Source organism: Kribbella endophytica (assembly GCF_054781295.1).
Genome location: NZ_BAAGUR010000001.1, coordinates 1,613,189 through 1,639,661 on the forward strand (window position 1 = coordinate 1,613,189; position 26,473 = coordinate 1,639,661).

At 69.6% G+C, this 26,473-nt stretch carries 23 protein-coding genes; 8 read left to right on the forward strand and 15 right to left on the reverse strand.

Going from position 1 to position 26,473, the window contains the following annotated elements:
* Positions 1–7 precede the first annotated feature (7 nt).
* Positions 8–490, forward strand: a complete 483-nt coding sequence (locus ACYVIO_RS07820) for a GNAT family N-acetyltransferase (RefSeq protein WP_460649977.1) — start codon at positions 8–10, stop codon at positions 488–490.
* Positions 491–512: 22 nt separating this feature from the next.
* Positions 513–980 carry a hypothetical protein gene (locus ACYVIO_RS07825; protein ID WP_460649978.1) on the forward strand — a complete coding sequence of 156 codons (468 nt, stop codon included), beginning with the start codon at positions 513–515 and terminating at the stop codon, positions 978–980.
* A gap of 21 nt (positions 981–1,001) precedes the next feature.
* Here ACYVIO_RS07825 and ACYVIO_RS07830 read toward each other — a convergent pair whose 3' ends face one another.
* The 5 genes from ACYVIO_RS07830 to ACYVIO_RS07850 form a co-directional block, all read right to left on the reverse strand.
* Complete coding sequence (locus ACYVIO_RS07830) at positions 1,002–2,456, reverse strand: diguanylate cyclase domain-containing protein (protein ID WP_460649979.1); 1,455 nt, start codon at positions 2,454–2,456, stop codon at positions 1,002–1,004.
* Positions 2,457–2,640: 184 nt separating this feature from the next.
* The gene (locus tag ACYVIO_RS07835) at positions 2,641–3,399 is read right to left on the reverse strand and encodes a sugar phosphate isomerase/epimerase family protein (RefSeq protein WP_460649980.1); all 759 of its coding nucleotides are present in this window, start codon (positions 3,397–3,399) and stop codon (positions 2,641–2,643) included.
* A 27-nt stretch (positions 3,400–3,426) separates the two neighbouring features.
* Positions 3,427–4,242: a sugar phosphate isomerase/epimerase family protein gene (locus ACYVIO_RS07840; protein ID WP_460649981.1), complete on the reverse strand. Its 816-nt coding sequence runs from the start codon at positions 4,240–4,242 to the stop codon at positions 3,427–3,429.
* Positions 4,239–5,381 (reverse strand): dihydrodipicolinate synthase family protein, encoded by a 1,143-nt coding sequence (locus ACYVIO_RS07845; protein ID WP_460649982.1) that lies wholly within the window; start codon positions 5,379–5,381, stop codon positions 4,239–4,241. The genes ACYVIO_RS07840 and ACYVIO_RS07845 overlap by 4 nt, the downstream gene beginning before the upstream one ends.
* Complete coding sequence (locus ACYVIO_RS07850; protein ID WP_460649983.1) at positions 5,378–6,535, reverse strand: Gfo/Idh/MocA family protein; 1,158 nt, start codon at positions 6,533–6,535, stop codon at positions 5,378–5,380. Before ACYVIO_RS07850 ends, ACYVIO_RS07845 begins: the two co-directional genes overlap by 4 nt.
* A gap of 610 nt (positions 6,536–7,145) precedes the next feature.
* On the opposite strand from ACYVIO_RS07850, the gene ACYVIO_RS07855 reads away from it, so the two are divergent.
* The gene (locus tag ACYVIO_RS07855; protein ID WP_460649984.1) at positions 7,146–8,747 is read left to right on the forward strand and encodes a threonine/serine exporter family protein; all 1,602 of its coding nucleotides are present in this window, start codon (positions 7,146–7,148) and stop codon (positions 8,745–8,747) included.
* A gap of 205 nt (positions 8,748–8,952) precedes the next feature.
* On the opposite strand, the gene ACYVIO_RS07860 is transcribed toward ACYVIO_RS07855, so the two are convergent.
* From ACYVIO_RS07860 to ACYVIO_RS07870, 3 genes are all read right to left on the reverse strand, one after another.
* Positions 8,953–10,566, reverse strand: coding sequence for an RICIN domain-containing protein (locus ACYVIO_RS07860; RefSeq protein ID WP_460649985.1), 1,614 nt, complete (start codon positions 10,564–10,566; stop codon positions 8,953–8,955).
* Positions 10,563–12,089, reverse strand: a complete 1,527-nt coding sequence (locus tag ACYVIO_RS07865) for a DUF4185 domain-containing protein (RefSeq protein ID WP_460649986.1) — start codon at positions 12,087–12,089, stop codon at positions 10,563–10,565. Before ACYVIO_RS07865 ends, ACYVIO_RS07860 begins: the two co-directional genes overlap by 4 nt.
* Positions 12,090–12,242: 153 nt before the next feature.
* A complete protein-coding gene (locus ACYVIO_RS07870; RefSeq protein WP_460649987.1) occupies positions 12,243–13,502 on the reverse strand; it encodes a glycosyltransferase in 1,260 nt (419 codons plus the stop codon).
* 223 nt (positions 13,503–13,725) lie between these two features.
* Between ACYVIO_RS07870 and ACYVIO_RS07875 the strand changes: the two genes are divergently transcribed.
* The 3 genes from ACYVIO_RS07875 (at position 13,726) to ACYVIO_RS07885 (ending at position 16,607) form a co-directional block, all read left to right on the forward strand.
* The gene (locus tag ACYVIO_RS07875; protein ID WP_460649988.1) at positions 13,726–14,133 is read left to right on the forward strand and encodes a cyclic nucleotide-binding domain-containing protein; all 408 of its coding nucleotides are present in this window, start codon (positions 13,726–13,728) and stop codon (positions 14,131–14,133) included.
* 16 nt (positions 14,134–14,149) lie between these two features.
* Positions 14,150–15,337 (forward strand): adenylate/guanylate cyclase domain-containing protein, encoded by a 1,188-nt coding sequence (locus ACYVIO_RS07880; RefSeq protein WP_460649989.1) that lies wholly within the window; start codon positions 14,150–14,152, stop codon positions 15,335–15,337.
* 454 nt (positions 15,338–15,791) lie between these two features.
* Positions 15,792–16,607, forward strand: coding sequence for a GNAT family N-acetyltransferase (locus ACYVIO_RS07885; RefSeq protein ID WP_460649990.1), 816 nt, complete (start codon positions 15,792–15,794; stop codon positions 16,605–16,607).
* Between the two features lie 12 nt (positions 16,608–16,619).
* Here ACYVIO_RS07885 and ACYVIO_RS07890 read toward each other — a convergent pair whose 3' ends face one another.
* Both ACYVIO_RS07890 and ACYVIO_RS07895 read right to left on the reverse strand, forming a co-directional pair.
* Positions 16,620–17,903, reverse strand: a complete 1,284-nt coding sequence (locus ACYVIO_RS07890) for a DUF1700 domain-containing protein (RefSeq protein WP_460649991.1) — start codon at positions 17,901–17,903, stop codon at positions 16,620–16,622.
* On the reverse strand, positions 17,900–18,232 hold the full coding sequence (locus tag ACYVIO_RS07895; RefSeq protein WP_460649992.1) for a PadR family transcriptional regulator: 333 nt from the start codon (positions 18,230–18,232) through the stop codon (positions 17,900–17,902). The genes ACYVIO_RS07890 and ACYVIO_RS07895 overlap by 4 nt, the downstream gene beginning before the upstream one ends.
* 173 nt (positions 18,233–18,405) lie before the next feature.
* On the opposite strand from ACYVIO_RS07895, the gene ACYVIO_RS07900 reads away from it, so the two are divergent.
* On the forward strand, positions 18,406–19,326 hold the full coding sequence (locus tag ACYVIO_RS07900) for a helix-turn-helix domain-containing protein (RefSeq protein WP_460649993.1): 921 nt from the start codon (positions 18,406–18,408) through the stop codon (positions 19,324–19,326).
* Here the strand turns inward: ACYVIO_RS07900 and ACYVIO_RS07905 are convergent.
* From ACYVIO_RS07905 to ACYVIO_RS07915, 3 genes are all read right to left on the reverse strand, one after another.
* Positions 19,323–19,859, reverse strand: coding sequence for a hypothetical protein (locus tag ACYVIO_RS07905; protein WP_460649994.1), 537 nt, complete (start codon positions 19,857–19,859; stop codon positions 19,323–19,325). The genes ACYVIO_RS07900 and ACYVIO_RS07905 overlap by 4 nt on opposite strands.
* 17 nt (positions 19,860–19,876) lie before the next feature.
* Positions 19,877–22,186 (reverse strand): glycoside hydrolase family 95 protein, encoded by a 2,310-nt coding sequence (locus tag ACYVIO_RS07910; RefSeq protein WP_460649995.1) that lies wholly within the window; start codon positions 22,184–22,186, stop codon positions 19,877–19,879.
* A gap of 70 nt (positions 22,187–22,256) precedes the next feature.
* The gene (locus ACYVIO_RS07915; protein ID WP_460649996.1) at positions 22,257–22,823 is read right to left on the reverse strand and encodes a dihydrofolate reductase family protein; all 567 of its coding nucleotides are present in this window, start codon (positions 22,821–22,823) and stop codon (positions 22,257–22,259) included.
* Positions 22,824–22,937: 114 nt separating this feature from the next.
* Between ACYVIO_RS07915 and ACYVIO_RS07920 the strand changes: the two genes are divergently transcribed.
* Positions 22,938–23,696 (forward strand): SAM-dependent methyltransferase, encoded by a 759-nt coding sequence (locus ACYVIO_RS07920; RefSeq protein ID WP_460649997.1) that lies wholly within the window; start codon positions 22,938–22,940, stop codon positions 23,694–23,696.
* On the opposite strand, the gene ACYVIO_RS07925 is transcribed toward ACYVIO_RS07920, so the two are convergent.
* Together ACYVIO_RS07925 and ACYVIO_RS07930 are read right to left on the reverse strand one after the other, a co-directional pair.
* Positions 23,688–24,977: an MFS transporter gene (locus tag ACYVIO_RS07925; RefSeq protein WP_460649998.1), complete on the reverse strand. Its 1,290-nt coding sequence runs from the start codon at positions 24,975–24,977 to the stop codon at positions 23,688–23,690. The genes ACYVIO_RS07920 and ACYVIO_RS07925 overlap by 9 nt on opposite strands.
* Positions 24,965–26,413, reverse strand: a complete 1,449-nt coding sequence (locus ACYVIO_RS07930; RefSeq protein ID WP_460649999.1) for an FAD-dependent oxidoreductase — start codon at positions 26,411–26,413, stop codon at positions 24,965–24,967. Before ACYVIO_RS07930 ends, ACYVIO_RS07925 begins: the two co-directional genes overlap by 13 nt.
* Positions 26,414–26,473: the final 60 nt, after the last annotated feature.

A 26,473-nucleotide genomic window follows, 5' to 3' on the forward strand; every position in this document is an offset into this window, starting at 1 on the left:
TGTGCCCATGCAGATCGATGAGCGGATCCGCCGGGCGCGACCGGACGACGTACCGGCGATCGTGGAGCTGGTCTACGCCCTGGCCGAGTACGAGCGCGAGCCCACGGCCTGCCGGCTGACCGCGACCCAGCTCGAGACCGCTCTGTTCGGACCGACTCCCGCGGTCTTCTGCCACGTGGCCGAGGCCGGCGACGAGATCGTCGGCTGCGCGCTGTGGTTCCTCAACTTCTCCACCTGGCGTGGGGTCCACGGCATCTACCTGGAAGACCTCTTCGTCCGCCCCGAGCAGCGCGGCTCCGGCCTCGGCAAGGCCCTGCTCACCGCCCTGGCCCAGGAATCCGTGGAGCACGGTTACGAGCGGCTCGAATGGTCCGTCCTGGACTGGAACACTCCGGCGATCGACTTCTACGTCGCACTGGGCGCCAGGCCGCAGACCGAGTGGACGACCTTCCGCCTCACCGACCAGGCACTCACGGCTCTGGGGTCCTAGGTCCATCAGGGAAGATGCAGTAGTGGACCTGAAACCGCTGTTGATCACCCGGATCGCGCAGACCGTGCTCTGGCTCGCGTTGGCCGGAATCCTGGTGGGATCTCTGATCAGCGCCCAGGGGGCCGGGCCGCTGACGCTGGGGATCTCCCTCGTGATCGTCGCCGTGGCACTGTTCCTGATCGTCCGAACGCACCGGATGGGTGTCCGGTACGGCCCGGAGGGGCTCGAGGTCCGAGGGATCCTGCGGAGCCGGTGGATCCCGGCGGAGCAGGTCGTCCGGGTGACCGGATTTCCGGCGGTGCGCTGGGCGACGGCCGCGGGGAGCAGCAGGTGGACGCCGATCTCCGCGTTCTACGGCATCGGCCAGCTGGGCTCGGTCGAGCGGTACAACCAGTTCTGCATCCTGCAGTTGCGGACCTGGGACGAAGAGCGCCACCCGAAGCCACCCCCGGCCACTGGCAACCCGCGCCGCCCGCGTCGGGGGAAGTGACCTCGGGCGCCCACCGATCCGTCAGGTCGGGCGGGAGCGGTACTTGCGCTTGGCGTGGTACATGGCCTGGTCGGCCGTTCGGAGCAGTTCGTCGAGGTCGGCGGTGTAGGGGCTGACGACCGCCGTACCGATGCTGGTCGTGACGGGGACGTCGATGCCCGCCAGCGGGCGGTTGATGGAGTCCTCGATGCGGCGCATCAGCGTGACCAGGTCGGCGCCGTCGATGTCCTCGGCCAGGACGGCGAACTCGTCGCCGCCGAGCCGCGCGACCGTGTCTCCGTGCCGTACGGCGGACAGCAGCCGCCCGGCGATCTCGCGCAGCGCCTGGTCGCCGGCCTCGTGGCCGTACTTGTCGTTGACCTGCTTGAAGTGGTTCAGGTCGCAGAACAGCAGCACCCCGCGCCGCCCGCTCTGCCGTGAACGCTGCAGCGCCGTCGTGAATCGGTGCTGCAGGAGCCGCCGGTTCGGCAGGCCGGTCAGCGCGTCGTGGGCTGCGTGGTGCTGCAGCTCGCGCTCGCTCTCCTTGCGGGCCGTCACGTCGTCGATCTGGATCAGTACGATCCGCGGCTGCTCTTTGTTGCCCTGGTCAACGATCGCTGCCGTCCCGCCGAGCCAGATGTCGTTCCCGTCGGCCCGCCGGAAGGTCCGCTCGAACCGGTACGGACCGCCGCCGGACACCAGCGCCGCGACCTCGCGATCGGTCTGCCCGGCGTTCTCGTCCTGCAGGTAGTCCATCAGCGGCGACCCGACCAGCTGGGCCGGCGTGTAGCCGGTGATCCGGCAGAACGCGTCGTTGACCCGCGCCACCCGGCCGCGGTCCGGCCCGTCGAGCGCGATCGTGGCCATCCCGTTCCCGGCGCCCTCGAACACCAGCCGGAACGTCGTCTCGCTCGCCTCCAGCCGGGCCTTCTCGGCCAGCAACTGGTCGGTCAGCCTGGCCTTGTCGATCGCCAGCCCGGCCTGGGTCGCGAAGATCTCCAGCAGCTCGCGGTGCACCGGACCCGGCCGCCGCTGGTCCTCCGGCAGGTCGACCGACAGCATCCCGACCAGCTCGCCGTCCGACGAGTGCAGCGGCGCGAACAACGCGTCCAGCGGGTGCCACGCGTCCGGCTCGCTGGAGATCGGTACGTCGGGCACCCAGCCGACGACCTCACCCTCGGGTAGCCGCTCGTGCGGCACGAACCGCAGCCCGCCCCAGACGTCCGCGATCTCGAACTCGGCGTCGAAGATGTCCGCCGCGCTGATCGTGCCGAGCAGCGCCTCGCGGGCCTCCGGCGAGCCCGACACCGCGATCACCTCGAACTTGCCGTCCGGCTGCCGCAGGTTGAGCACGGCGATGCCGAACCCGAGGCCGTCGACGACTCCCTCGACGACGGCCTGCAGGGTTTCGGCCAGGCTCCGCCCGGCGCCCATCCGGGCGCTCACCTCGTACAGACGGCGGACTGCCGTCAGCCGTACGGTCGGCTCGTTCTGCACTGCGCTGCTCCGGCGTCACGGCGTCGGCGGCCTCACGGGAACCCCGCCGTGGTGAGGGCCCCCTCACAGAGTGACAGATCGCGCCCGGAGAGCAACCGCTCCGGCCCGGCGGTACCCGATCGTGCTGACTCCGGACGGTGATCGATCAGGTGCTGCCAGTGACGACTGTACGCCGTACTCGCGCTCAGTACCGCATTTGCGCCAGGGTCGCGTAGCTCGTCCGCGCCGAGACCCACGGATCGGTCGGGGCGTCGTGCTCGACCAGCCACTGCTCGACACCGCCGCTCTCGGCGTGCGCGAACATCGCCGGGAAGTCCAGCGTGCCGGCGCCGACGTCCTCCCACGCACCGTCCGCGGCCATGTCCTTGACGTGCAGCGCGGGGAACCGGCCGGGGTGCTGCTGGAAGTAGGCCGCCGGGTCCTGGCCGCCGTTGACCACCCAGTACAGGTCCAGCTCGAAGCCGAGCAGGTCCGGCTCGACCTCGTTCAGCAGGATGTCGAACTTCACCTGCCCGTCGACGACCTCGAAGTCGTGGCCGTGGTTGTGGAACAGCAGCTTCAGCCCGGCCTGCTTGGCGGTCTCACCGGCCTTGCTGAACGCGGCGGCCGCCTCGCGGAACCCGTCCAGCGTCCGCAGGTTGTCGGGCAGCGACGGTACGACGACCCACTCGCCACCCAGCGTCCGGACGTCGTCCAGCGCGCCTTCCCAGTCCTCGGTCAGCCGCGGGTAGCCGACGTGCTCGAGCACGATCTTCAGCCCGGCGTCGTCGGCGAAGCGCCGGATGTCCGCGGCCGAGTGGCCGAACCGGCCGCTGACTCCGACGGTCTTGTAGCCGATCTCCGCGAGCTTCTGCAGGGTGCCGGGGTAGTCCTCCTTGAGGACGTCGCGCATCGTGTAGAGGTGCATGCCGATACCGTCGGCGGGAATGGTCCGGTCGGTCACGAGACAGTGCTCCTTGTATCGGGGGCTTCAGGCAACGTGTTCCTCGTAGCGAGACAGTGCCAGGTCGAACACTTCCTGACCTGGCGCGTCCCACAGCTCTTGGTTGAAGATCTCCACCTCGACCGGCCCGGTGTACCCGGCCGCGTCGCAGGCCTCGCGCAGGCGGCGCAGCTCGATCGCGCCGTCGCCCATCATGCCGCGCCCGAGCAGGGTGTCGGCCGGGAGCGGTACGGTCCAGTCGCTCACCTGGTACGAGCAGATCCGGGCGCCGGCCCGCTCGATCTGGCGGTACACGTCGGCGTCCCACCACAGGTGGTACGCGTCGACGATCACGCCGACCTGCTCAACCGGGAACTGCTCGGCCAGGTCGAGCGCGCCGCCGAGCGAAGAGACCACGCAGCGGTCGGAGCAGAACATCGGGTGCAACGGCTCGATCGCGAGCCGGACCCCACGCTCTTCGGCGTACGGCGCGAGCTCGGCCAGGCCGTCGACGATCATCTGCCGGGCGCCGTCGAGGTCCCGTGAGCCTTGGGGGAGTCCGCCGCTGACGAGCACGAGCGTGTCGGTGCCGATCGTCGCGGCTTCGTCGATCGCGCGGCGGTTGTCCTCGACCTTCGCCTTGCGCTCGGCGGGCTCGGTCGCGGTGAAGAAGCCGCCGCGGCACAGCGACGACACCTTCAGGCCGGCGTCCTTGACCAGCCGCGCGGCCTTGTCGACGCCGTACTCCTGAATCGGCTCGCGCCACAGGCCGATCCAGCTCAGCTCGGCCTTGGCGCTGGCCGCGACGACGTCCTCGAGCGGCCAGTACTTCGTGGTCGCCTGGTTGAGGCTGTAGCGGCTCATGCGTCGATCCCGTGAGTCGCGAGCAACTGCCGGAACCGCTGCGTCGCGAGATCAGGGTCGGTCAGTACGCCGGCTTGGTCCGCTAGCCGGAAGGTCTCGGCCAGGTGCGGGACCGAGCGGCCGGTCTGCAGTCCGCCGACCATGCCGAAGCCGGGCTGGTAGCCGTTCAGCCAGGCCAGGAAGGCGATTCCGGTCTTGTAGTACGGCGTCGGCGCGGAGAAGATGTGCCGCGCGAGCGGGACGGTCGGCGCGAAGACCTCGTCGTACCGGGTGAGGTCGCCGTCGTCGAGCGCCTTCAGCGCGGCCGCGGCGGCCGGGGCGATGGCCGCGAAGATGCCGAGCAGGGCGTCGCTGTGGTGCTGGTCGTCGCCGCGGATCAGCTCGGGGTAGTTGAAGTCGTCGCCGGTGTAGAGACGGACGCCCTCGGGCAGGCGGTTGCGCAGGGCAACTTCCTTGGCGGCGTCGAGCAGGGAGACCTTGATGCCGTCGACCTTGGCGGTGTGGTCGGCGATCAGGTCGACCACGACGTCGGCCGCGGCGTCGAGGTCGTCGGTGCCCCAGTAGCCGTCGAGAGCGGGGTCGAACATGCTGCCGAGCCAGTGCAGGACGACGGGCCTGGTCGACTGGGTGAGGAGGTGGTCGTAGACCTTGCGGTAGTCGTCGGGGTTCTGCGCGGCGGCGCAGAGGGCCCGGCTGGCCATCAGGATCGGCTGGGCGCCGACGTCCTCGGCGACCGCCAGTTGCTCCTCGTACGCTGCCGTTACTGCCTCGAGCGAGTGCTCGCCTGCTGCCAGTTGATCGGTGCCGACGCCGACCGCGATCCGCCCGTCCGGCGCCTCTGCTGCTGAGCGCCGGATCAGCTCCTGCGTGGCGGGCCAGTCCAGGCCCATCCCGCGTTGCGCTGTGTCCATCGCCTCGGCGACAGACAGTCCGAGTGACCACAGGTGCCGGCGGAAGCCGAGGGTGTGCTCCCAGTCGATTGCCGCCGGTGCTCCGGGCGCGTTGTCGCCCAGCGGATCGGCCACCACATGAGCGGCCGCGAACGCCAACCGGCTGGTCGACGGTGCATAGTTGCCGTGAGCAACCGGCGTACCGACTACTTGGTAGTCGACCAACTGGCCATTCAGTGGCAGCCTCATGACTCGATCGCCAGTGCCGGGACCTCCAGCTTGCGGCCTTCCTTCCAGGACTGCAGGCCGAGCTCCGCCAGCTGCACGCCCTTGGCGCCCTCGACGAAGTCCCAGGTGAACGGCGCGTCGTCGACGATGTGCCGCAGGAACATCTCCCACTGCACCTTGAACCCGTTGTCGAACACCTCGTTGTCCGGCACCTCGGACCACTGGTCGCGGAACGAGTACTCGGCCGGGAGGTCCGGGTTCCAGACCGGCTTCGGCGTCGCCGACCGGTGCTGGGCGTGGCAGTTCCGCAGCCCGGCGACCGCCGAGCCCTCGGTCCCGTCGACGTGGAACTCGACCAGCTCGTCGCGGAACACCCGGGTCGCCCAGGACGAGTTGAGCTGCGCGACGATCCCGCCCTCGAGCTCGAACACGCCGTACGCCGCGTCCTCTGCGGTGGCGACGTACTCGTTGCCCTGCTCGTCCCAGCGCTGCGGGATGTGCACCGCGCCCTGGCAGTAGACCGTCTTGACCGGCGCGAAGATCTGGTCGAGCACGTACCGCCAGTGGCAGAACATGTCGACGACGATGCCGCCGCCCTCTTCCGACTTGTAGTTCCAGGCCGGGCGCTGCGCCTCCTGCCAGTCGCCCTCGAACACCCAGTACCCGAACTCGCCGCGGACCGACAGGATCTTGCCGAAGAACCCGCCGTCGACCAGACGCTTCAGCTTGCGCAGACCCGGCAGCGACAGCTTGTCCTGGACGACGCCGTTCTTCAGTCCGGAGTCGCGGACCAGCTTGGCCAGGTCGACCGCCGCCTCGAGGCCCTCGGCGATCGGCTTCTCGCAGTAGATCGCCTTGCCGGCCTCGACCGCGGCCCGGACGCCCTTCTCGCGCAGCTGGGTGAGCTGGGAGTCGAAGTAGATCTCGACGTCCGGCTCGGCCAGCGCCTCGGACAGGTCGGTGGTCCAGCGGCTCAGCCCGTACTGCTCGGCGATCCGGCGCAGCTTGAGCTCGTTGCGGCCGACCAGGATCGGGTCGGGAATGATCATCGACCCGTCGGCGGCGGGGATCCCGCCCTGCTCACGGATCGCCACGATGGAACGCTCCAGGTGCTGGCGCAGGCCCATCCGGCCGGTGACGCCGTTCATCACGATGCCGACGCGTCGTTCGCTCACTGTTGCTGCCTTTCCTCGGCGCGCTGGTTCTTGCTGCGCTTGGTTCGGTGCGGGGCGGGTGGTCGCCGGGAGGTTCAACCGCGCAGCACCTCCCGACTCACGCCTTGGAAAGCCCTTTCCAAGGCGTGTGATCGCAACCTTAGGTCGACCATCACACCGAGTCAACCGCTTGCCGATTCCGGCCGGAAAGCGATTGCTGTTCTCTCGGGTTCGCTCACCAGCTACCCCGTGACTCACCCCACACCCGCCCCGCCCGCTCCCAGCACACCCGACCCCCCGCTCCCAGCCCGCACGCCCGCCCCCTCGCACTCAAGTACCGACCACCGACACCGAACCGCCTCCGACTACTTGCCCCACCCCACGCGCCCCACCCGCTCCCGACCCCGCACGGACACCCCTCGCCCCCACGCGCCGACCCGCTCCCGCCCTGGCACCGGCCCCCTCGCCTTCAAGTACCGACCCCCGACACCGGACCGCCTCCGATCACCCGCCCCACCCATACCTCGGCCCCCGGATGCGCCGGACCCGGTCGATCCGGCTGGGTGGAGCCCGTCCGGTTGGGTACGGCACCCAAATGGGCGTTAGCGTCACAGCAGACGAGAGGAGTGCGGTGTCCAAGGGTGAGCGGACCGGCAGTACCGGCCCGGAGGTCGGCCAGACCCACGAGGTCGGGCAGGACATCCACGACGTACCGCTGCCCACACCGGACGGGAGCGGCCCGACTGGCGCCGGCGGCCGGTCCGGCGTACAGGATCGCGTCGGAGCCCAGACCGACTCCGTACCGAACGCAGAGCCGGCCGAGCGGCGAGTAGGTGGCCGACGAGCCGAGGACCGCCGAGCCGTGGAGGAGCAGCAAGCGCGCGACGAGCAGCGTGAGCTCTACAGCACCCTCGACCTGGCCCTGCGGATCGGCGAGGTCCTGCTCTCGAGTGGCGCCGGTACGGCGGACGCGACCGCGACCATCCTCGGCGTGACCGCAGCCGGCGGGCTGCGCGGCTGCGAGGTGGACATCACGTTCACCTCGATCGCCATCTCGTACCAGGCCGCGCCCGACGTCGCACCCGAGACGCACATGCGCGTCGTCCGGTACCGCAGCCAGGACTTCTCCCGCCTGACCGACGTCGACCGCCTCGTCCGCCACTTCGCGCGCGGCGAACTGAGCCGCGAGGAGACCAGCCGCGAACTCGCCCGCCTCGTCTCCGCGGGCCCGCCGTTCCCGCGCTGGAGCTCGGTGCTCGCATGGGGCGTGATGGCCGGCGGCGCGACGCTGCTGCTCGGTGGTGGCTGGCTGATCACCGCGATCGCCGTCGTCACCGCGGTCGTGATCGAGATGAGCAACCGGTGGTTCAACCGCCAGCGGCTGCCCGCGTTCTACCAGCAGGTCGCCGGGGCGTTCGTCGCGACGGCCGTCGCGCTGATCCTGTACGCCGTACACGCGCCGGTCAAACCGTCGCTGGTCGTTGCCGCCGGCATCATCATGCTGCTGGCCGGGATCGCACTCACCGGTGCCGTCCAGGACGCGATCACCGGGTACTACGTGACCGCCGCGGCCCGCCTCCTGGAAGCGATGTTGCTCACCGGCGGCATCATCGCCGGCGTCAGCCTGGGCCTCACCCTCGGCATCAAGCTCGGCCTGCCGGTCGCCATCGAGGCCCAGACGATCCAACTGGCCAACCTCCCGGTCATGGTCACCTCCGGCGCCCTCATGGCCGTCGCGTTCTGCTACGCGTCGTACGCGCCTCTTCGTTCTCTCCTCCCCGTAGCCATCGTCGGTGCCCTCGGCTCGCTCGCGTACACGCTGATGGCAAGAGCGGACTTCGGCCCCGCCTGGTCCACCGCCGCAGCCGCCTTCGTCGTGGGCCTGGCCGGCTACTCCCTAGGCCGCCGCACCGGCGTACCCCCACTCGTAGTCGTAGTCTCCGGCACCATCCCGCTACTCCCAGGCCTGACCATCTACAAAGGCCTCCTAGAACTAATGGCCCAAGGCAACCTGATCGGCATAGTCAGCCTCGCCACAGCAGTAGCCATCGGAGTAGCGCTGGCCTCCGGCATCATCCTCGGCGAGTACGTGGCCCAACCCATCCGCCGAGAGGCCCGCCGCCTGGAGGACCGCCTAGCCGGCCCCCGCCTGGTAGGCCCCCGCCGCCCCATCCGCCCCCGCACCCCCCGCCCCCGCCGAACCACCAGCCGCCGCTCCCGCCGCCACAAGTAGTAGTTGCCCGCCCTCCCTCCCCCAATGTGGTGGGGGAGGGGACCGGGACAGGTGGAAGGAGAGGGGAGGGGAGCGCTGCCGCCCCGGGGCCCTTCGCTGCGCTCGGCTACACGCCCGTCGTGCACCCGCACTGCTCACCCCTGCGTTCGCGCCCCGCGCACACGCGCCCGCACCCCCGCCCTACCAGCGCCGGTCCCCCCTCACCTCAGCGCTGTTCCAGGCGCCAAGTCTGCGGTTGGAGGTTGTTGCAGGTCCAGGTGGCTACGTTGGCTCCTGGGGCGCCTGAGCCGCCAGCCACGTCCAGGCAGAGGTTGCTGTTTTGGCCGATCAGCTTGTAGTACGAGCGGCCTACGTTGACCAACCGCCAGCGTTGCCAGCCGCCGTCTTGGCAGGTCCATTGCTGGACGTTGGCTCCGGGGGTGGAGGAGTTGCTGGCGACTTCCACGCAGAGCTGGGAGTTCTGGCCTCGGAGGCGGAAGAGCCCGTTGCCCTCTGAGGTGAACTGGAAGTTCTGCGGGCCCAGGTTGTTGCACGTCCATTGCTGGATGTTCCCGCCGGGGACACGTGAGTCAGCGGCGACGTCCAGGCAGTGTCCCGATTGAGCGCTCACCAGGCGGTACGTCGCGTTGCCCACACCAGCGGCATCCTGCGTGCCGATCGCCGAGCCTGAGGCGTAGTACGTCTTGCACACCGAGCCATCCCAGTCGCTGGCCAGCTGGAGGACCCGCGACCCATCGGCGGACGGCACCAGAGGCGAGCTGTAGTTGGGGCAGAAGTTGTTCACCGGGTTGTTCACCGCGACCGGCGCCGGGATCTCGTACCAGAGCCCGTTCGACCCCTCGGAGTTGACGAAGACCGTCCGGCCGTTGTCAGCGGCAACCGAACCGTTGGCGTTCTGCAGGATCTGCCCGACCAGCAACAACTTCCCGTTCGGCGCCCCGGCCGAAGCAGACCACGCGATCGTCGGCGCGTGCGTGAAGTACTTCCCGTCCGGCGTCTGTGCCCGTACGCCGAGCGCCGACGGCGAACCCCAGTTCCACCCGTCACCAGACGTCCGCGTGTGCACCACACAGTCGTACTGCCCACCCAGCCCACAGATCTCGTAGACCATCACGTAGGAACCACTCGGCTGCTTCCGTACGACGGGCATCCCCGGCCGATGCCCGAACGTCGGCGACGACACCGTCGGACTCCGATCCGTCCACGTGATCCCGTCGGAGCTCCGCGTCTCCATCAGCTTCTGGCTGTGCGCCGCGTCGGTCTCGTCCGCGTAGTGGCAGACCAGCCGCCCGTCCGCCGCGACCGAGAACTCGGGCTCCCACAGCCCCTTGGTGTTCGGCGCCGTAGCGCAGTTCGACAGGTACGACCACGTCCGTCCGAGGTCGTTGCTCTTCCAGATCTTCAGCGCCATCGGCCGCGCGTCGGCGCCGACCGACGCGGCCCACAGCATCGTCCCGGCCGGCATCGCACCGACCTGCTGCGGCAGCTCGTACAAGGTCGCGCAGCACAGACCCTTCCCGCCGGCGGACCCCGGATCAGCAACCGCCCCGACCTGCGCGAAGGCCCCGCCGCCGTCGGTGCTCTCGTAGATCGCCCCGAGACCGTTGTTCCCGGCAAAGGTCACCACGCTCGCGAGGATCCGCCCGTTCGCGGCGCCGTTGTGCTCGAGCCGTACGGCGCGCGGGTACAGCCCGGTGTCGTTCCGCAGCACCTGCCCGGTCGCGGCCGGTTCATTGCCAGAAGCCGCGGCGACGGCGTTCGGCGTACCGACCACAACACTCGCCAGCAGCGCAACAACCACACCCACTCGGCGCATCATCGGACCTCCTCCAGCACCACGTCGTCGACCTGGAACCAAACGTCCTGCCCATGCCCGGTAAACCCGGCATACACCTGCACCAACGACTCCCGCCCGGAGTCGAACTCCACACTCACCTGCGAGTACGCCGAATGCGCACCACCAGGCTTCGACTTCAAAGCCTTACCCGCGAGAGTCCGTACGCCGACCACCGTGTCCCGGTTGTTCTCCGCCGTCCGCACCCACGCCGACAATCGGTACCGATGCCCCGGCCGCACAGCCACGTTCTGCTGCACCGAGTGCGCCCCGATCGAGTCGCGCAGATAGGCGTTCCGAGCCCCGCTGTGCCCAAGGTCGGCCGAGTCGATCCCACCCCGCCCGTTCAACTGCCACGGCGCCGACGGCGTCGTACCAGCCTGCTCCTCGAACCCCGGATCCGTCACCAGGTTCGTCGCCAACCCGTCATCGGTGAGCTTGGTGTGCATCAGGAACACGTTGTACGGATCCCACTGGGACATCGTGAAGTACATATCCGAACCCGACGACCAAGGATGCATGAACGTCCCGTACAGCCCCGGGAAGTCGGTGCCCTTGACAACGACTTTCTCACCGCTCCACGGCCCGGTCAGCGAGGCCGACGACCGCAGTACGACGGACGCCCGCTGCTCGTCGAGGTACATCATCAGCCACTTGCCGAGATGCGCGTTCCACTGCACGGACACCTCGCTGACCGGCCCGATCGCGATCGGTACGGCGGCGCTCTCCCGCCCCGACCAGCCCGAACCGTCCCAGTACCGCCACGCGTTCTTCGCCAGCACCTGCTTCTCCGGAACACGTGCCAGGTAAGCGTTCCCGAACCTGCCGTTCGGCGTACCGATCATGTAGACGTACCCGTGGTCGCGCACGAGCGCGGTCATCTGGAAGTTGTTGTCCCAGGTCTTCGTGTTCTGCCAGCGCGCCTTCGGATCCTTGGTCCAGGTCTCACCGTTGTCGTCGGAGTACGCGAAGCCGGAGTAGTTGGTGAACCAACTCCCGGCCGGACCCCAGTAGTTGACCGACATGTACTGCACGTACTGGCGTTTCCCGACCGCGATCCCGGCCGTCGGGATCACCGTGTGCTCGTCGCGGTCGATCTTCTTGCAGCCCAGGAACTCCTTGGCGTGCCCGGGCCGGTCCTCGGCCGCGCTGTCGAGCGTCATCCCGTCGGCCAGGTTGCGGTCCTTGCTGCGGAACAGCAGGTTGCACCGCCAGTCGATGGTCGCCGGATCGCCGGCGCCACCTCCCGGACCGGTCCAGCCGCTGCCGTAGCTGTCGCCGAAAGCGGTCAGGATCTCGCCGGAACCGTTGTCCCAGAGGATCCCGAGGTCGGTCGCCTTCAGCGCGAACCGGGCCTCGGTGTCGTTGATCGAGCCCGGCCCGGTGAGCTTGGCGACCTGCTCGGCAGGACTCGGTACGGCGGTCGCGCGGGCCGGTGGAGGGGAGGTGCCGGGCAGCAGGGCGGCACCGAGCACGAGCGGCAGGAGGAGGGCGAAACGCTTCTGCATGCGTGTCTCCTAGCGGGGGCGGAACGGAGGCATACGGTCCCGATCTCGAAGGATGGGGAAATCGATTTCTGAGCCAACGTAACCGCGGATCCGCAGGAGGTCAACGCCTGAACTGCTGGTGGAAATGCTTCGGTAGAAGCGCCGAGTGAAGGGTCAGCTGGTCGCTCGCTCGATGGCAACCGCCGCTTGCTCGGCGCTCGACTCCGACAGCAGTTGCTCGGCGAGTTCGCGGGCGCGCCGGCGATAGTCCTCGGTGAGCACCGGCTCGAGCGCATCGAGCAGCGTGAGCTCGGTCAGGTCGGTGAACTTCAGCGTCGTCCCCACTCCCAATCGCCCCAACTGCGCACCCCAGAACGGCTGGTCGGCAAAGATCGAGCACACCACCGTCGGCAAGCCGGCCCGCAACGAGCTGGCCGTCGTACCGGCTCCGCCGTGATGAACAGCCGCCCGGCACAACGGCAGCACTGCCTCGTGATCGAGCTCGGCGACCACCCGGACCTGACCGTCCTCCGACGCACCGGCCCCGACCTCGCTCCATCCGGCGCCAACCAGCGCACGCACACCGAGCGAGTTGCTCACCTTGCTGATCAGCGTCAACGCAGCCTGCGCGTCCAGCACCGGCATGCTCCCGAACCCGAAGTACACCGGCGCTTCCCCCGCCGCGATCCACTCCAGCAGCCCGTCGTGCGACGACTGATGCAGAGCGGCCCGCTGCTCCGGATTCGGCGTCAGGAAGCCGGTCAGCGGCCGCCGTACGTCCCAATCCGCCAGCTCCGGTACGACGTACCGGCTGAACGCCTGCAACTCCAGCGATCCCTCTCGCGCCAACCGTTGCGACGACGTCTCCGTCGTACTCGCAAGCCCGAGCTTCTCCCGCAGATCGTTCACGAACGGCGCGAACAGCGGCCAGCTGTTCTTCTCGACCTTGTCGTACGTCGCCAGGTTCTCCGCCGGCGAGAACACGTCGGTCGACACCAACAGGTGCGGGAACGCCTCGTTCCGCCGCATCGGCGCATGATGCACCGCGACGTACTGCAGCCCCCGGCTCTCCGCGATCACCACACCCTCGAGCTCGGTCGCGGTCCCCGACACCAGCACGTCCACATCAGCCACGAGCTCGAGCAACGCCGCGTGCAGCTGATCGGCGATCTGGTGCTTGTGGTCGATCAGCCAACGCACGTACGACGCAACGTCGCCCGCTGCCAGCCAACGCCGCCCCTGCTCCGACTCGAGGAACTCCCGCGCACTCATCTGCATGTCCACAGTCGGTACACCGAACGCCGGCCCCATCCACGCCAGATCCGACGAGGTCGCCAGTACGACGTCGTGCCCGCGCGCCATCAACTCGGCCGCCAGCACGGCCATCGGCTGGGCGTCACCGCGACTCCCCATCCCCACCAGAGCCATCCGCATGAGCCCACCCCTGAGCCAGGTGCGCCGCACGCCCGGCCCACGAACCCCAGATGCTAGCCGTCTAGACCGGTTCAGCTCAGCCCGTTGTCCACAGCCCAAGGCGTACGGCGACGTACTGGATGGTGGGCGGCGGTGACCTCAGGGCAGTTCAAGCGTTAGAGTTACCGACGGGAAACATCGACTGTGGCGCCGGGCGCTGGTCCGGCGGGCTCGGAGGATCGACGTGGCGTTTGGTAAGACGTCCCCCAGGGACCTGCCGTTGTTCGCGGACCTGTCCGGCCGCGAGATCAAGGACATCTTCCGGGCCGGCGAAGAGGTTTCGGTGCCGGCCGGGTGGTCGCTGATCTTGGAACAGACACCGCCGGACGCGGCGTACCTGATCCTCGCCGGTACGGCCTCGGTCCGCGTCAAGGGCGAGGAGATCGCCGAGCTCGGCCCGGGCGACATCGCCGGCGAGGTCGCGGTCCGGCAGAACCGGTTGCGCACGGCAACTGTCACCGCGAAGTCGCGGCTGCAGCTGCTGCACTTCACGCGCGAGAAGTTCGACGACCTCACCACCCGCCTCCCCAACTTCCGCGACGCCATCGACGCCACCATCGCCGAACGCCGTGGCCCGCAACCCAACGCCTGACCCCACAGCAGATCCAGTGGAGCAAGACAGACAATCCGCCGAGGACTCGGTGGACGGGGACGGGCTAGCCGATTCCGGCACCGGCGCGGTCGACGAGGGCGTGCGACGCACACCTCGCACCCCGGACCCGGCGGAAGAGCGCCGCCGTGCCGCCGCCGCCACCCCGGATCTCGGCGCCCCGCCGGATGAGGGCGGGGCAGGTGCTCTCTCCGCTCCCACCGCTGATGCCGGGACGGCTTCTCCTGATCTAGGGGCGTTGGCGAAGGAGTTCGAGACGACGCTGCTGGGTGGGGAGCGGACGTTCACCCGGTTGCAGGTGTCCGAGCGGGCCGGCATTTCGTACGAGCGGGCCGAGCGGATGTGGCGGGCGCTCGGGTTCGCGACGGTGCCGGACGACGAGGTCGCGTTCACCGCGGACGACGTGGAGGCGCTCCGCCTGGTCGCGGCGCTGGAGGACGACGGGTTCATCGACCCGTCGGTCGAGTCGTCGCTGGCGCGCAAGCTCGGGCAGACGCAGTCGCGGCTGGCGTCGTGGCAGTCGGCGATGTTCCTCGACTTCCTCGCGCACGCGAAGCTGCCGGCCGACGAGGCGATCGAGGTCGCCGGGATGCTGCTGCCCGCGATGGAGAAACTGCAGACGTACGTCTGGCGCCGGCACCTCGCGGCCGCCGCCGGGCGCTCGGTCGCCGCCTCGGACGAACTGGCGCGCGGCATCCGCGCGGTCGGGTTCGCCGACATCGTCAGCTACACCCGCCTGACCCGCCGCCTGACCGAGGCCGAGCTCGGCGAACTCATCGAGCGCTTCGAGGGCATGGCCGCCGACGTCGTCGCCCAGAACGGCGGCCGCGTCATCAAGTCCATCGGCGACGAGGTCCTGTTCGTGACCGACACCGCCGCGCAGGGCGCTGCAGTCGCGCTCGCCCTCCAGGACCACGTCGCAGCCACCGACGACCTCCCCGAACTGCGCATCGGACTCGCGTACGGCGGCATCCTGATCCGCCTCGGCGACGTGTACGGCGAAACCGTCAACCTCGCCGCCCGCCTCACCTCGGAGTGCAAACCCGGCCGAGTCCTCACCGACCGAGAACTGGCCGCGGCCCTGGACGGCCACCCGTCGTACCACCTCCGCCGCCTCCGCCGAGTCTCCGTCCGCGGCTACCACCACCTCACCCCGTACGCACTACAACGCAACACGAACAGCTGACGGCCTTCGCCGCCGAGTCCGTCTGCAGCTAGCACCACCGCTCCCCGTTCCCGCACTCGGCACCCGGCACCCCGCACCCCCCGGCGCCCGGCACCCCGCGCCTGGCACCCCGCGCCTGGCACCCCGCGCCTGGCACCCCCCCGCGCCTGGCACCCCCCCGCGCCCGGCACCCCCGCGCCCGGCACCCCCGCGCCCGGCCCCCGCCCGTTGCCGCCGCCCGCGCCGGAGGCGAGCACAGCGTCGCCGACATCGTGCGGCAAAACCGTCGTGCACCACTGACTAACCCGGCGCGGGTCGACCTTGAGCCTGCTTGTTGAGCGTGGGTGGCGTCGGCGGTCGGTGGTTGATCAGTGGTGGGTGTCGGCCAACGCGGCGCCGACGGCTCCGGGGCTGCTGGTTGGCGGAGCGCCGACCACCCCGCTCGGGGTGAACTGGCTGCGGGGACAATGGTTGAGTGCGTGAGATCTTGAGCCCGGCGGAGCTGGTGGCGGCGGCTGACGGGGATGCGAAGGTGTTGTGGGCGGGGCAAGGGCTCGAGGGCGGTAACCGGGCGTGGTACTCCGGGGATGCGGTGGCCGTGCTCGCGCCGGCGCTGTCTCGGCATGACCGGATCGTGGTGAGTGGGCCGATTGACGACGTCGCGCCGCTCGTGCGGGAGGTGCTGGAGGTCGTCGGGCCGGCGTACAGGCCGTTCGGGGACGAGGCCCTGATCCGCGGGCTGGTCGAGCGGATCCCGGAGTTGAACCTGCGGGCGACGTTCGGCTGGATGGAGATCGGCGAGGCGCCGGTAGAGACCGTGACGGCGCGTTGGTTCGCCGACGACACGGGCGTCGCCGAGTTGCTCGAAGAGGCCTCGCCGACGTCGTACGCCTGGCCGGGCGCCACCGGCGTCACACGCTGGGCCGGCATCGAGGACGCCGGCCCGGAGCTGAGCGCAGGGCCGGCTGCCGGTCTGGATCGTGCTCAGCCCGGGCCCGCCCGGCTGGACCGGGGCAAGTCGCAGTACGCCGAGCCTCAGCGGGCGCGGCTGTTGAGTGTTGCGGCTGATGCTTGGAGCTCGCCTGAGGTTGGGTTCGTTGCCGGGGTAGCGACGCTGCCGGAGGCGCGGGGCCGTGGGTTGTCGCGGCAGGTGTGTGCGTTCGTGACGGCTGAGCTGGTCAAGCGGCACGGACGAGTCGGGCTGATGGTTGATGGCCGCAACGAAACCGCGATCGGGTTGTACCGGAAGCTGGGCTACAGCTACCACCCGGTCGAGGCGGCGCAGCTGTAGCCCAGCGGGAACTCAGCGGGTCGGCGGGGGAACAGTCAGCGTGACGCCCGTCGAGGGCTTGCCCGACGGCGTCACCGAAGGCTTCGCGGTCGGCCCACCAGTCGGGCCAGGCGTCGTACCGGCGGAAGGCATCGGCGTCGGCCCACCAGTCGGACCGGGCGTAGGCGTAGTCCCAGCAGTCGGCGTCGCCGGCGCGGGCGGCGGCACGAACGGTGCCTTCATGCTCTCGCGGCACCCCACCGGCTCACCCGTCTCCGGGTCGTACGTCCCCATCGAGTCCGGATCGACCATCGTCAGCGGGAACTGGTTGGTGACCCGCTGGTCGGTGCCGTAGTTCGCCGAGCAGTCCCGGACGGGCAGGTTCACCGCCTCACCGGTCTCCGTGTAGAGCCGGACGCTGACCTGCTGGCCCTTCTCGTCGAACGGGTACAGGTTCTCGACCGGCGAACCGTCCAGCACCAGCCCGTTCTGGTACGACGGGCTGCTGCTGCCGTTGTCGTAGTTCCGCATCGAGAACGCCCCGGACCCACCGAGGAAGCCCACCACGAGCACGGCGGGCAGCGCCAGGATCGCGATCACGTTCAGCGGTACGACGTACCAGAGCCAGCGGCGGTCCTGCTGGCTGCGGCGGCCGATCCAGATCGACACCGCGGCGCCCGCGATCGCGCCGACGACGGCGACCGCGCCGGCCCCGAACAGCGCGAAGAACCCGCCGCCGCCGAGCGCCCCGCGGGCGACCCACCAGACCGGCTGGCCGATGCTGACCAGCTCGGCCCGGACGTTCGGCGGGATCTGCGCGATCAGGCCGCGGACGAACTCGCTGCCCTGCACTCCGCGTGGGGTGTCCAGCACGGCCCGCGGACTGTTGTTGCCGAGGGCCCGCACTCCCAGGTACGCCGCGGCGAACAGCACCGCCAGGCCGATCAACCCGAGGAACCCGATCGGCGCGGGGGACCCGGTGAGCAGCCCGATCAGCACGAAGAACGGCCCGACCACAGCAGCGATGATTGCCCAGCGCAACGCCTTCTCGGCGGCGCTCTCGTTCTGCTCCGGCGGCCGCGTCGACGCCGGGTACCCGGCCGCGGTGCGCAGCTCGTCGGCGTACTGGCGCGGAGTGCCCAGCCGCTCCCACAGTTGGCCCTCGGTCGGTTCCTGCTCGAACTCGCCCGCGACCTCGGTGAGGTGGCTCGCGACGTCGTCGAGCACGTCCTCCAGCTCGCCGGGCGGCAGGTCGGCCAGCTCCGCCTTGACCTGCGCCAGATAGGTCGCGATCGTTCCGGTCAGGGTGCTGTTCACGCCGCCTCCTCCTTGGTGGTCAGCAGGCCCGCCATGGTGCCGGCGAAGTGGTTCCAGGTCTTGGTGGACTCGGTCAGCAGGTCGAGGCCGATCTGGTTGAGCCCGTAGTACTTGCGGTGCGGCCCTTCCTCGCTGGGCTGCACGTACGACGTCAGTGCGCCGGCCGCGAACAGCCGCCGCAGCGTCCCGTACACCGAGGCGTCGGCGACCTCCTCGAGCCCGGCGGCGCGCAGCCGGCGCAGCACGTCGTACCCGTACCCGTCGGCGTCGCGCAGCACGGCGAGCACGGCCAGGTCCAGCACGCCCTTGAGCAACTGGCTCGGATCCATCGACAACTCCTCGGCAAGTCGACGCACCGCCGCCCCGGACCCCTCAGACCGGGATCGGCGGTGCTCTGCCGTTCACACTACTACACATCCCGCAGTAGTCCGCATCATCAACACCGCCGAGCCCCGCAAGATCGATCAAGTCGCGCCGGCCGCTCAGGCGTCACAGTGGACGCATGACAGACGTGTACGCCGAGTTCGTGGCGGCTGTGGCGGAGAGCCTGGACGGACCTGGAGAGGTCGCGACCGGCGACGCTCTCGCGCGCCGGGCCTACCTGTCCCGGTTCCACTTCGACCGTGTGATCAGCGCGGCGGCCGGCGAGCCGCCCGGTGCGTTCCGGCGCCGGCTCCTGCTGGAGCGGGCGGCGTACCGGCTGCTCGCCGAGGACGTCGGCGTACTCGAGATCGCGGTCGACGCCGGGTACGGCTCGCACGAGGCGTTCACTCGCGCCTTCGCGCGGGCGTACGGGATGGCGCCGCGCGACTGGCGGGGCGAGTCGTCCCGCGTGTTCTTCCTGGCCGCTCCGAGCGGCGTGCACTTCCAGCCACCGGCAGGCCTGCGCCTGCCCGCGAGGAAAAAGGTGAGAGGGATGGATGTACTGGTCCGGATGGTCGAGCACCACGTGTGGCTCACCAGCGAACTGATCGAACGCGGCGCCCGGCTCGACGCCGAGGCGCTGGACCGGCCGATCGTGTCGTCGGTCGAGGGGATCGACGACGACACGTCGATCCGGTACCTGCTGGACCGGCTGGTCTGGCAGGAGGAGATGTGGCTGGCGTCGGTCGAGGACCGGCCGTTCCAGGTGCCGGAGTGCGGGCGTGACGTGACCACGCCGATCCCGGACCTGCGGTCCCGGCACGCCGACGCGGGCTCGCGGTTCGTTGCCCTGGTCAACCGGTTGAACGACGAGGGCCGGTTCGACGAGAGCTTTGTCGACACGACCTGCGAACCACCACGGGTCTTCACGTACGGCGGGATGGTCGCGCACGTGCTCACGTTCGCGGCGCATCGGCGATGCGTGCTGGTCGGCGCGTTCCACAGCGCCGGGGTCACCGACCTCGGCTTCGGCGACCCGATGGAGTTCGTCGCCGGCTAGTCGCAGCTGGGCGGAGAGAACTCGTCGAGCGGCGCGACGTGGTACTCGTCCTTGTAGACCCCGGACGCGGTCTTCACCTGCACGCCGTACCGGACTTCCCCCGGCTCGAGCGTCTTCAGGTCGTTCGGCGAAAAGATCGTTTGCCCGCCGAACGACTTGTGTCCCTCGCCCCAGCTGCGCACCTTGTACGCCGTACTGGGTCGCAGCTCCGGGACGACGGTCACCGGCTCCCAGTCCCCACCACCGGTGGCCACCGGGATCTGCTGCACCGTCTTCGAACCCTCCGAGATCGTGTAGACGGCGATCGGCAGAGTGGTGGTGCCGCCCGTGGAGTTCGGCTGGGTGAGCGACTCGTCGATGAGCTGCAGCTCGACCATGTCGCCTTCCTTGCAGTCCTCCAGCACGATCACCGGGTTGCCGGCACCGTCGACGGTCATGCCGACCTTGGCCGCGGCCGGGCTCGGCCCACAGCCGGTCAGGACCGCAGTCGCGCAAAGCACGACTGCGGCCAGACCGGTCGAAGCTAGGCGCATTCGTTCAGGGTAAAGGCCTAGGAGGTCGTGATCCGGGCCGTCTCGCCGGGCTTCAGGTCGAGCTCGATCAGCTCGTCGCCGAGCCGGATCTGTTGCGGCGTCGACCTCTCCGCAGCGGTGATCTGGGCGGCGGCGAGCTTGCCTTCGGCCCATTCGAGATCGACCGTGTAACCGCCGCGAGCCCGCAGGCCCGTGATGGATCCGGTCGGCCAAGCGGACGGCAGCGCGGGCAGCAGCTCGATCTCGGTGCCGGTGGACTGCACGAACAGCTCGGCCATCGCGCCGGTCCCACCGGAGTTCCCGTCGAAGGCGTAGATGTTCTCGTCCACGCCCGCGATGCCGGCGACGGAGTACGACAGCAGGTTGTCCTCGCTCGCGTCCGCGATCAGCGATCGCAGGTGCTTCAGAGCGAGGTCTCCCTTCTGCAGCCGCGCGTAGAACGCGGTGAGGTTGGCCTCGACCCACTCGGTCTGCTCCCAGCCGTCCGCGGTCTGCCGCCGATCGATGACGACCTCGGCCGCCCGCGCCAGCTCCGGCGTCTCGCGGGGCGTGATCTGCCGTTCCGGGTAGACCGAGATCAGGTGCGAGGTGTGCCGGTGGTTCGGCTCAGCCTCGTCGAAGTCGTGCAGCCATTCCTGCAGCTGGCCGTGCTTGCCGACCTGGAACGGCGGGAGCTTCTCCCTCGCCTTGGTGATCTCGGCGCGGAGGTCGTCGTCGATGCCGAGCAGCTCCGACGCCTCGCCGCAGATCCGGAACAGCGCCTCGATCAGCACCCGGTCCGTCGTGTTGCCCAGCGAGATCGAGCACTTCTCGCCGTCCGGCGTCAGGTACCAGTTCTCCGGCGAGTCCGACGGACCGCTGAGCAGGTAGCCGGTGTCGGGGTCCTCGGTCATGTACGCCAGGAAGAACTGCGCCGCATCCTTCAGCACCGGATAGGCCCTGCCGGCCAGGAACTCCAGGTCCCGGTGGTACTCGAAGTGCTCCCACAGCTGCAGCGAGATCCAGATCCCGCTCGTCACGTGCAGTCCCCACCCGAGGCCCCAGCCGGGCGCGGTGTAGCTCCAGGTGTTCGACACGGTGTGCGAAACCCAGCCCGGCGCGCCGTACATCTCCGCCGCCGTCACGCTCCCGCTCGCCCGCAGCCCGTCGATCAGCCCGAACAGCGGCCGGTGACACTCGCCGAGGTTGGTGATCTCGACGGCCCAGTAGTTCTGCTGGGTGTTGATGTCGAGATGGAAGTCGTTGGTCCAGGGCCCGCCCGACGCACGCCCGTCGTTCCACAATCCCTGCAGTGCAAGGGGAAGCGGCGAGTCGGCTCGCGATCCGGCGATCGTCAGGTACCGGCCGTACTGGAAGTACAAAGCAACCAGTTCGGGATCTTCGGCGCCCTCGGCAAACAACCGCCGCCGCTCGTCGGTCGGCAAGTTGATGCTGCTCCCGAGATCCAGCCCCACCCGGCCCATCAACGCCGCGTGATCCTCGACATGCGCCTGCCGCAGTACGTCGTACGCCGGTACGTCGCTCAACCGCTCGCTCGCCTGATGTGCCGGATCGGCGCCGAGCCAATCGGTGCCAACAGCAACAATCACCGTGACGCTCGTCGCGTCGCTTACCGTCAGCGCGTCCTCGGCCTCGCTCGACTCGACCGTCCCGTCGGTCAGCACCTGCGCCTGGATCTCGACGGTAGCGCCCACCTTGCCGTTGCTGTGCAGGTTCTCGTACGCCTGCCCGCGCAGGATCAGCGTCTCGCCGTCCGCTGTGACCTCCGCCGGAATCCCGTCCCCGCTGAAGCTCACTCTGTGTTGGATCGGCGCAGTGCTGGTCGCCCGCAGTACGAGCACTCCGGCGACGTTGCTCGCGAACACCTCGCGCTCAACGGTCACGCCTTGTTTGGTGAACCGCGACCGGACGATCGCATCGCCCAGCTCCAGCGACCGTTCGTACCCGCTGACCTCGCCGTCCACGCCGTGCTCGACGAGGAGCTCCGGCAACGACACGTTGGTCCCGAACGACGACGGCGTCCCCGGCAGGTGCTGGTCCGCCAGCGCCTGCGCTTCGGCGTACTCGCCCGCCAGCAGCAGCCGCCGGATCTGCGGCAGGTACTTCAACGCGGTCGAGCTGACGTCGCTGCTCCCCGGAGCGCCGGACCAGGCCGTGGAAGCCGACAGGCGGATCCGCTCGGCGTCCGTGCCGGAGTAGACCATCCCCCCGACGAACCCGTTGCCCACGGGCAACGCCTCGAACCACCGCTCGGCGGGCCCGGCGTACCAGAGCCGCCCTGCCGGTACGCCGTTGACGGCCCGCTCAACCACCTCACGCTTAAGCACCGGATCACCCTAATTCCCGCCTCCGGCCCGCACCCTCACCGGACCTCCCGCTGAGACGAGCCCACGGGCCTCAGCCGTGCAGCGTCGGCCGGTAGGTCAGCTCCTGCGTGTTGCCGTCGAGCGTGCGGGCCTCGATCAGCTCGAGATCGAAGTCGGCGCCGCCCGCGAAGATCGGGGCCTCCCCGGTCTGCCCGGTGATCACCGGAAAGATCGTCAGCTGGACCCGGTCGACGAGTCCCGCGGCCATCAGCGAACGGTTCAGCGACAGACTCCCGTGCGACCGCAGCGGCACGTCGGACTCCTCCTTCAGCCGCCTCACGACCTCGACGGCGTCCTCGCTCTCCAGCGTCGCGTCGGGCCAATCGAGCGGTCCCTGAAGCGTGCTCGACACGACCGTCGCCGGCAGGTCCCGCATCCGGGTGATCCACCCGTCCATCCCCTCGGCCGAGCCCAGGATCGCCACGTTGGTCCGGTACGTTCCCGCGCCGAACACCATCCGCTGCTCCTCGCCGTACTGCGCGAACCGCCGCGCGAGGAACTCTGGGCCCTGCTTGCCCCAGTAGCCACCCCAGTCCCCGCTGTGCGACCCGAACCCGTCGAGCCCGGAAAAGACGTCGAAGGTGTAGCTGACACTCATGATGTTCTCCTCGGTTCTGGATGTCCGTTCACCCCTTCGACGAACACCGCACGCCCGATCCGACACCCGATATTCGTTTGCCTGGTCGTCGGCCCTTCTCCACACTTCGATCCAATGGATGATGCCGAGCTCGCCCAGTTGCTGAAGAACGACCGGTACCCGCGCTCCGCCGGGTACTCGGCCCGCTGGATGGTCGACGCCTCGATGGGCCCGAACCCGCTCTGGCAGGCCGAGGCCCTGATCGAGCGGATGCCGCTCCAGCCCGGTCTGCGCGTCCTCGACCTGGGCTGCGGTACGGCGCTGAGCTCGATCTTCCTGGCCAAGGAGTACGGCGTGGAGGTGTGGGCGACGGACCTGTGGATCCAGCCCGACGAGAACCTGCGCCGCATCACCGAAGCTGGGGTGGATGACCAGGTGCACCCGATCCACGCCGAGGCCCACGCCCTGCCGTACGCCGAGAACTTCTTCGACGCCGTCATCAGCATCGGCGCCTACCACTACTTCGGCACCGACGACCTCTACCTCGGCTACCTCACCCGTTTCCTGAAGCCCGGCGCCCACTTGGGCATCGGGCTCCCCGGCTCGATCGACGAACCCGAGACGCTGCCGCCGCCGCACCTCACGCCGTACTGGAAATGGGACTTCTGCGCCTGGCACAGCCCCGCCTGGTGGCGCCGCCACTGGGAGAAGACCGGCCTGGTCACCGTCGAGGTCGCCGACCGCCTCCCCAACGGCTGGAGCGACTGGCTCCAGTGGAACGACGCCTGCGACCTCGCCGCCGGCACGCCGAACCGTGAGGAGGCCCAAATGCTCCGCGCCGACAACGGCCGAACGCTGGGCCTCACGCAAGTCATCGCGCGAAACCTAGCCTGACGCCGTGAAGTTGGTACTGGTCCCCGACCGCAGGCAAAGCGGCTGGCTCTTCGACCATCGAGTGCGAGCCAGCAAGAGGCCCGCGAGCACACACGCTCCAGCGACGGCGAGGATGAGCGGGCGATAGCCCGTCGTCGCGGCGAGGAGGGCGCCACCCAGTGGGGCCGAGGCTCTGGCGACGAGGACCGGCGTCGCGAGCGTCCCCGCGATGGTGGCGTACCCGCTCGCGCCGTACCGGTCGAGCAGGATCGCGGGAGTAGCGATCGAGGCGACGCCGAAGCCGAGGCCGAACAGGACCAGGCACACCACCGCACCGATGACGTGGCGGCCGACGACGGGCAGCAGCGAGATCGCGAAGCCCTGCAGGACGAAGACCCCGGCGCAGATCGTCGCCATGGGCAACCATCGGAGGGACAGCGTGGCGACGATGCGTCCGGTGACGGACAGCAGGCCGAGCAGGCCTGCGAGAGTTGCGGCGAGGGCGGGCGAGTGGCCGAGGGTGGTCAGGTAGAGCACGAGGTGGATCGCGATCACCGCGAGTGCGGCGCTGTGCAGGACGAAGGCGGCGGCCAGCAGCCAGAAGCCGCCGTCGCGGAGCGTCCGGTGTGGTGTCTGCGCGCGCTTGTGTGGCAGGTGAGTGCGCGGTGCAGAACGGCGCAAGGCGATCGCATGGAGGGGAACAGTGATCGCCGCCAGAGCGGCGGCGAGGATCAGTAGCGTCCGGCGCCAGTCCAGAGCGTCCACCAGCTGCCCGGTGAGCGGGATGAAGATCGAACTGGCGAAGCCGGCGACGAGGGTGATGCCCAGCAGCGCTCGGGTACGGCCGGCCGGTTCGGTGACTGCGACGACCACCGCGAACGCCGGTTCGTAGAGGACCATCGCCGAGGCGACGCCGATCACCACGAACACGCCGTACAGCTGGACGACCGTCTGGACCTGCGACCAGCCGACGACTGCCAAGGCGCCGATGAGCGAGCCGGTGGTCATGAGTGCGTGGCCGCCGCGAGCGTCGAGCCAGCGACCCACCGGAATCGACATCAGGCCGGTCGCCAGTACGGCGGTGGTGAGCGCGCCTGCCGCCGTCGCGGTCGAGATGCCGAGGTCCTGGCTCATCGGTCCGAGCAGGGCGCTGAAGGCGTAGTAGAGGACGCCGTACCCGACTGTCTGGGTGACGGCCAGTGCCGCGACCAGGCGGCGCGGGACGCCGCTCCCGCTGGTGTCGGGAGCGGCGACCGTCGCGTAGCCGAGGTTGCCGTCCAATGGAGTGCTCAGCCGCAGCAACCCGACTGGGTGGAGGTCGGATTGTCGTCGATGACCGTCAGCAGGCCGCCGCTGATTCCGGTGGCGAGGCCTCGGTTCGTCGGTGCGGAGGTGGTGTCGGCCGCTGGCGCCGAGTGATTCGGCTGGGAGATCTCGACAGCCTGCGGGGCGGGGCCGCAGCAGCCGCCGGCGGCTTCACCGCTCGAGTCGCCGTACGCAAGGTTCGACGAGCAGACACCGGTCTCGGGAAGATCGAGCTGTACGTCGCGAGCCGCCTCCCAATCACCCGCGAGCGCAGCGACAACCGAGCGCGCCTGCTCGTATCCCGTCGCCAGCAGGAACGTCGGCGCACGGCCGTAGGACTTCGCGCCGATCGCGTAGTAGCCCGGCTCGGGGTGGGCGAGCTCGTCGACACCGTGCGGCGGGACCGTGCCGCAGGAGTGCTGGTTCGGGTCGATCAGCGGCGCGAGGGCGCGGGTCGACCCCATGATCGAATCCAGGTCGAGGCGCAGTTCCCCGACCATGTCGTGATCCGGCCGGAAGCCGGTGGAGTTGACCACGGTGTCGGCCACGACGCGCTGCTCACCGGCCGCCAGTTCGATCCGTCCGTCCGGCGTGCGGGCGGCGGCGTCGGTGCGGAAGCTGCTGACGAGTTCGACCTGGCCGGACTGGACGAGCTTCTTCAACCGACTCCCGAGGGCGCCACGGGCGGGGAGCTCGTCGGCGTCACCACCGCCGTACGTGCGCGCTTGATCGGTTCCGCGGACGACCCAGACGATCTCGGTGCCAGGGACCTCGTTGGCCAGCGTGCCCAGATCCAGCAGCGTCGTGGCGGCGGAGTGTCCGGCGCCGACTACCGCCGTACGACGTCCGGCGTACCGGTCGCGATCACGTCCGAGTACGTCGGGCAGTGCGTGCGCGATGCCGTCGGCAACCTCCGCCTCGCCGCGCGCCGGGATGCCGGAGCCGCCGAGCACGTTCGGTCGGCGCCACGTCCCGGCCGCGTCGACCACGGCAGAAGCCAGGATCTCGGCGCCGTCAGCCAGGCGGATCAGGAACGGCGCTGTCTCCCGACCTTGGGTGCGAACGCGGTCGAAGCCGACCCTGGTGACGGCGACAACCTGCGCGTCGTACCGGATCCGGTCGTTCAGCTCAGGAGTCTTGGCCAGCGGTTCGAGGTAGGAGTCGATCAGGTCGCCGCCGGTCGGCAGCTTGCCCAGATCGGGCTCTACCCAGTCGGCCTGTTCCAGCAGTCGGCGGGCCGCGCTGTCGATGTCGTACCGCCACGGGCTGAACAGCTTCACGTGCCGCCATTCCTCGATCGCGGCCGCCACACCCGGCCCGGATTCCAGGACCAGGAACTCCACGCCACGTTCGGCCAGGTGGGCTGCTGCCGCCAGTCCGGCTGGCCCCGCCCCGACAACGACAACCGGCTCAGCACCGCTCTGCTCGCTCACGATCGGTCTCCCTGTATCGACGTTCATCTAATCAGTGACCGCCACCTTGCCTCTTGATTA

Bases quoted from the DNA above. Each gene is read 5' to 3' on its own strand.
- ACYVIO_RS07895 (WP_460649992.1), bottom strand. From the start codon at position 18,232: ATGGATCCGAGCCAGTTGCTCAAGGGCGTGCTGGACCTGGCCGTGCTC.
- ACYVIO_RS07845 (WP_460649982.1), bottom strand. From the start codon at position 5,381: ATGAGGCTGCCACTGAATGGCCAGTTGGTCGACTACCAAGTAGTCGGT.
- ACYVIO_RS07900 (WP_460649993.1), top strand. From the start codon at position 18,406: ATGACAGACGTGTACGCCGAGTTCGTGGCGGCTGTGGCGGAGAGCCTG.
- ACYVIO_RS07920 (WP_460649997.1), top strand. From the start codon at position 22,938: ATGGATGATGCCGAGCTCGCCCAGTTGCTGAAGAACGACCGGTACCCG.
- ACYVIO_RS07865 (WP_460649986.1), bottom strand. From the start codon at position 12,089: ATGCAGAAGCGTTTCGCCCTCCTCCTGCCGCTCGTGCTCGGTGCCGCC.
- ACYVIO_RS07840 (WP_460649981.1), bottom strand. From the start codon at position 4,242: ATGAGCCGCTACAGCCTCAACCAGGCGACCACGAAGTACTGGCCGCTC.
- ACYVIO_RS07905 (WP_460649994.1), bottom strand. From the start codon at position 19,859: ATGCGCCTAGCTTCGACCGGTCTGGCCGCAGTCGTGCTTTGCGCGACT.
- ACYVIO_RS07860 (WP_460649985.1), bottom strand. From the start codon at position 10,566: ATGATGCGCCGAGTGGGTGTGGTTGTTGCGCTGCTGGCGAGTGTTGTG.
- ACYVIO_RS07820 (WP_460649977.1), top strand. From the start codon at position 8: ATGCAGATCGATGAGCGGATCCGCCGGGCGCGACCGGACGACGTACCG.
- ACYVIO_RS07915 (WP_460649996.1), bottom strand. From the start codon at position 22,823: ATGAGTGTCAGCTACACCTTCGACGTCTTTTCCGGGCTCGACGGGTTC.
- ACYVIO_RS07870 (WP_460649987.1), bottom strand. From the start codon at position 13,502: ATGCGGATGGCTCTGGTGGGGATGGGGAGTCGCGGTGACGCCCAGCCG.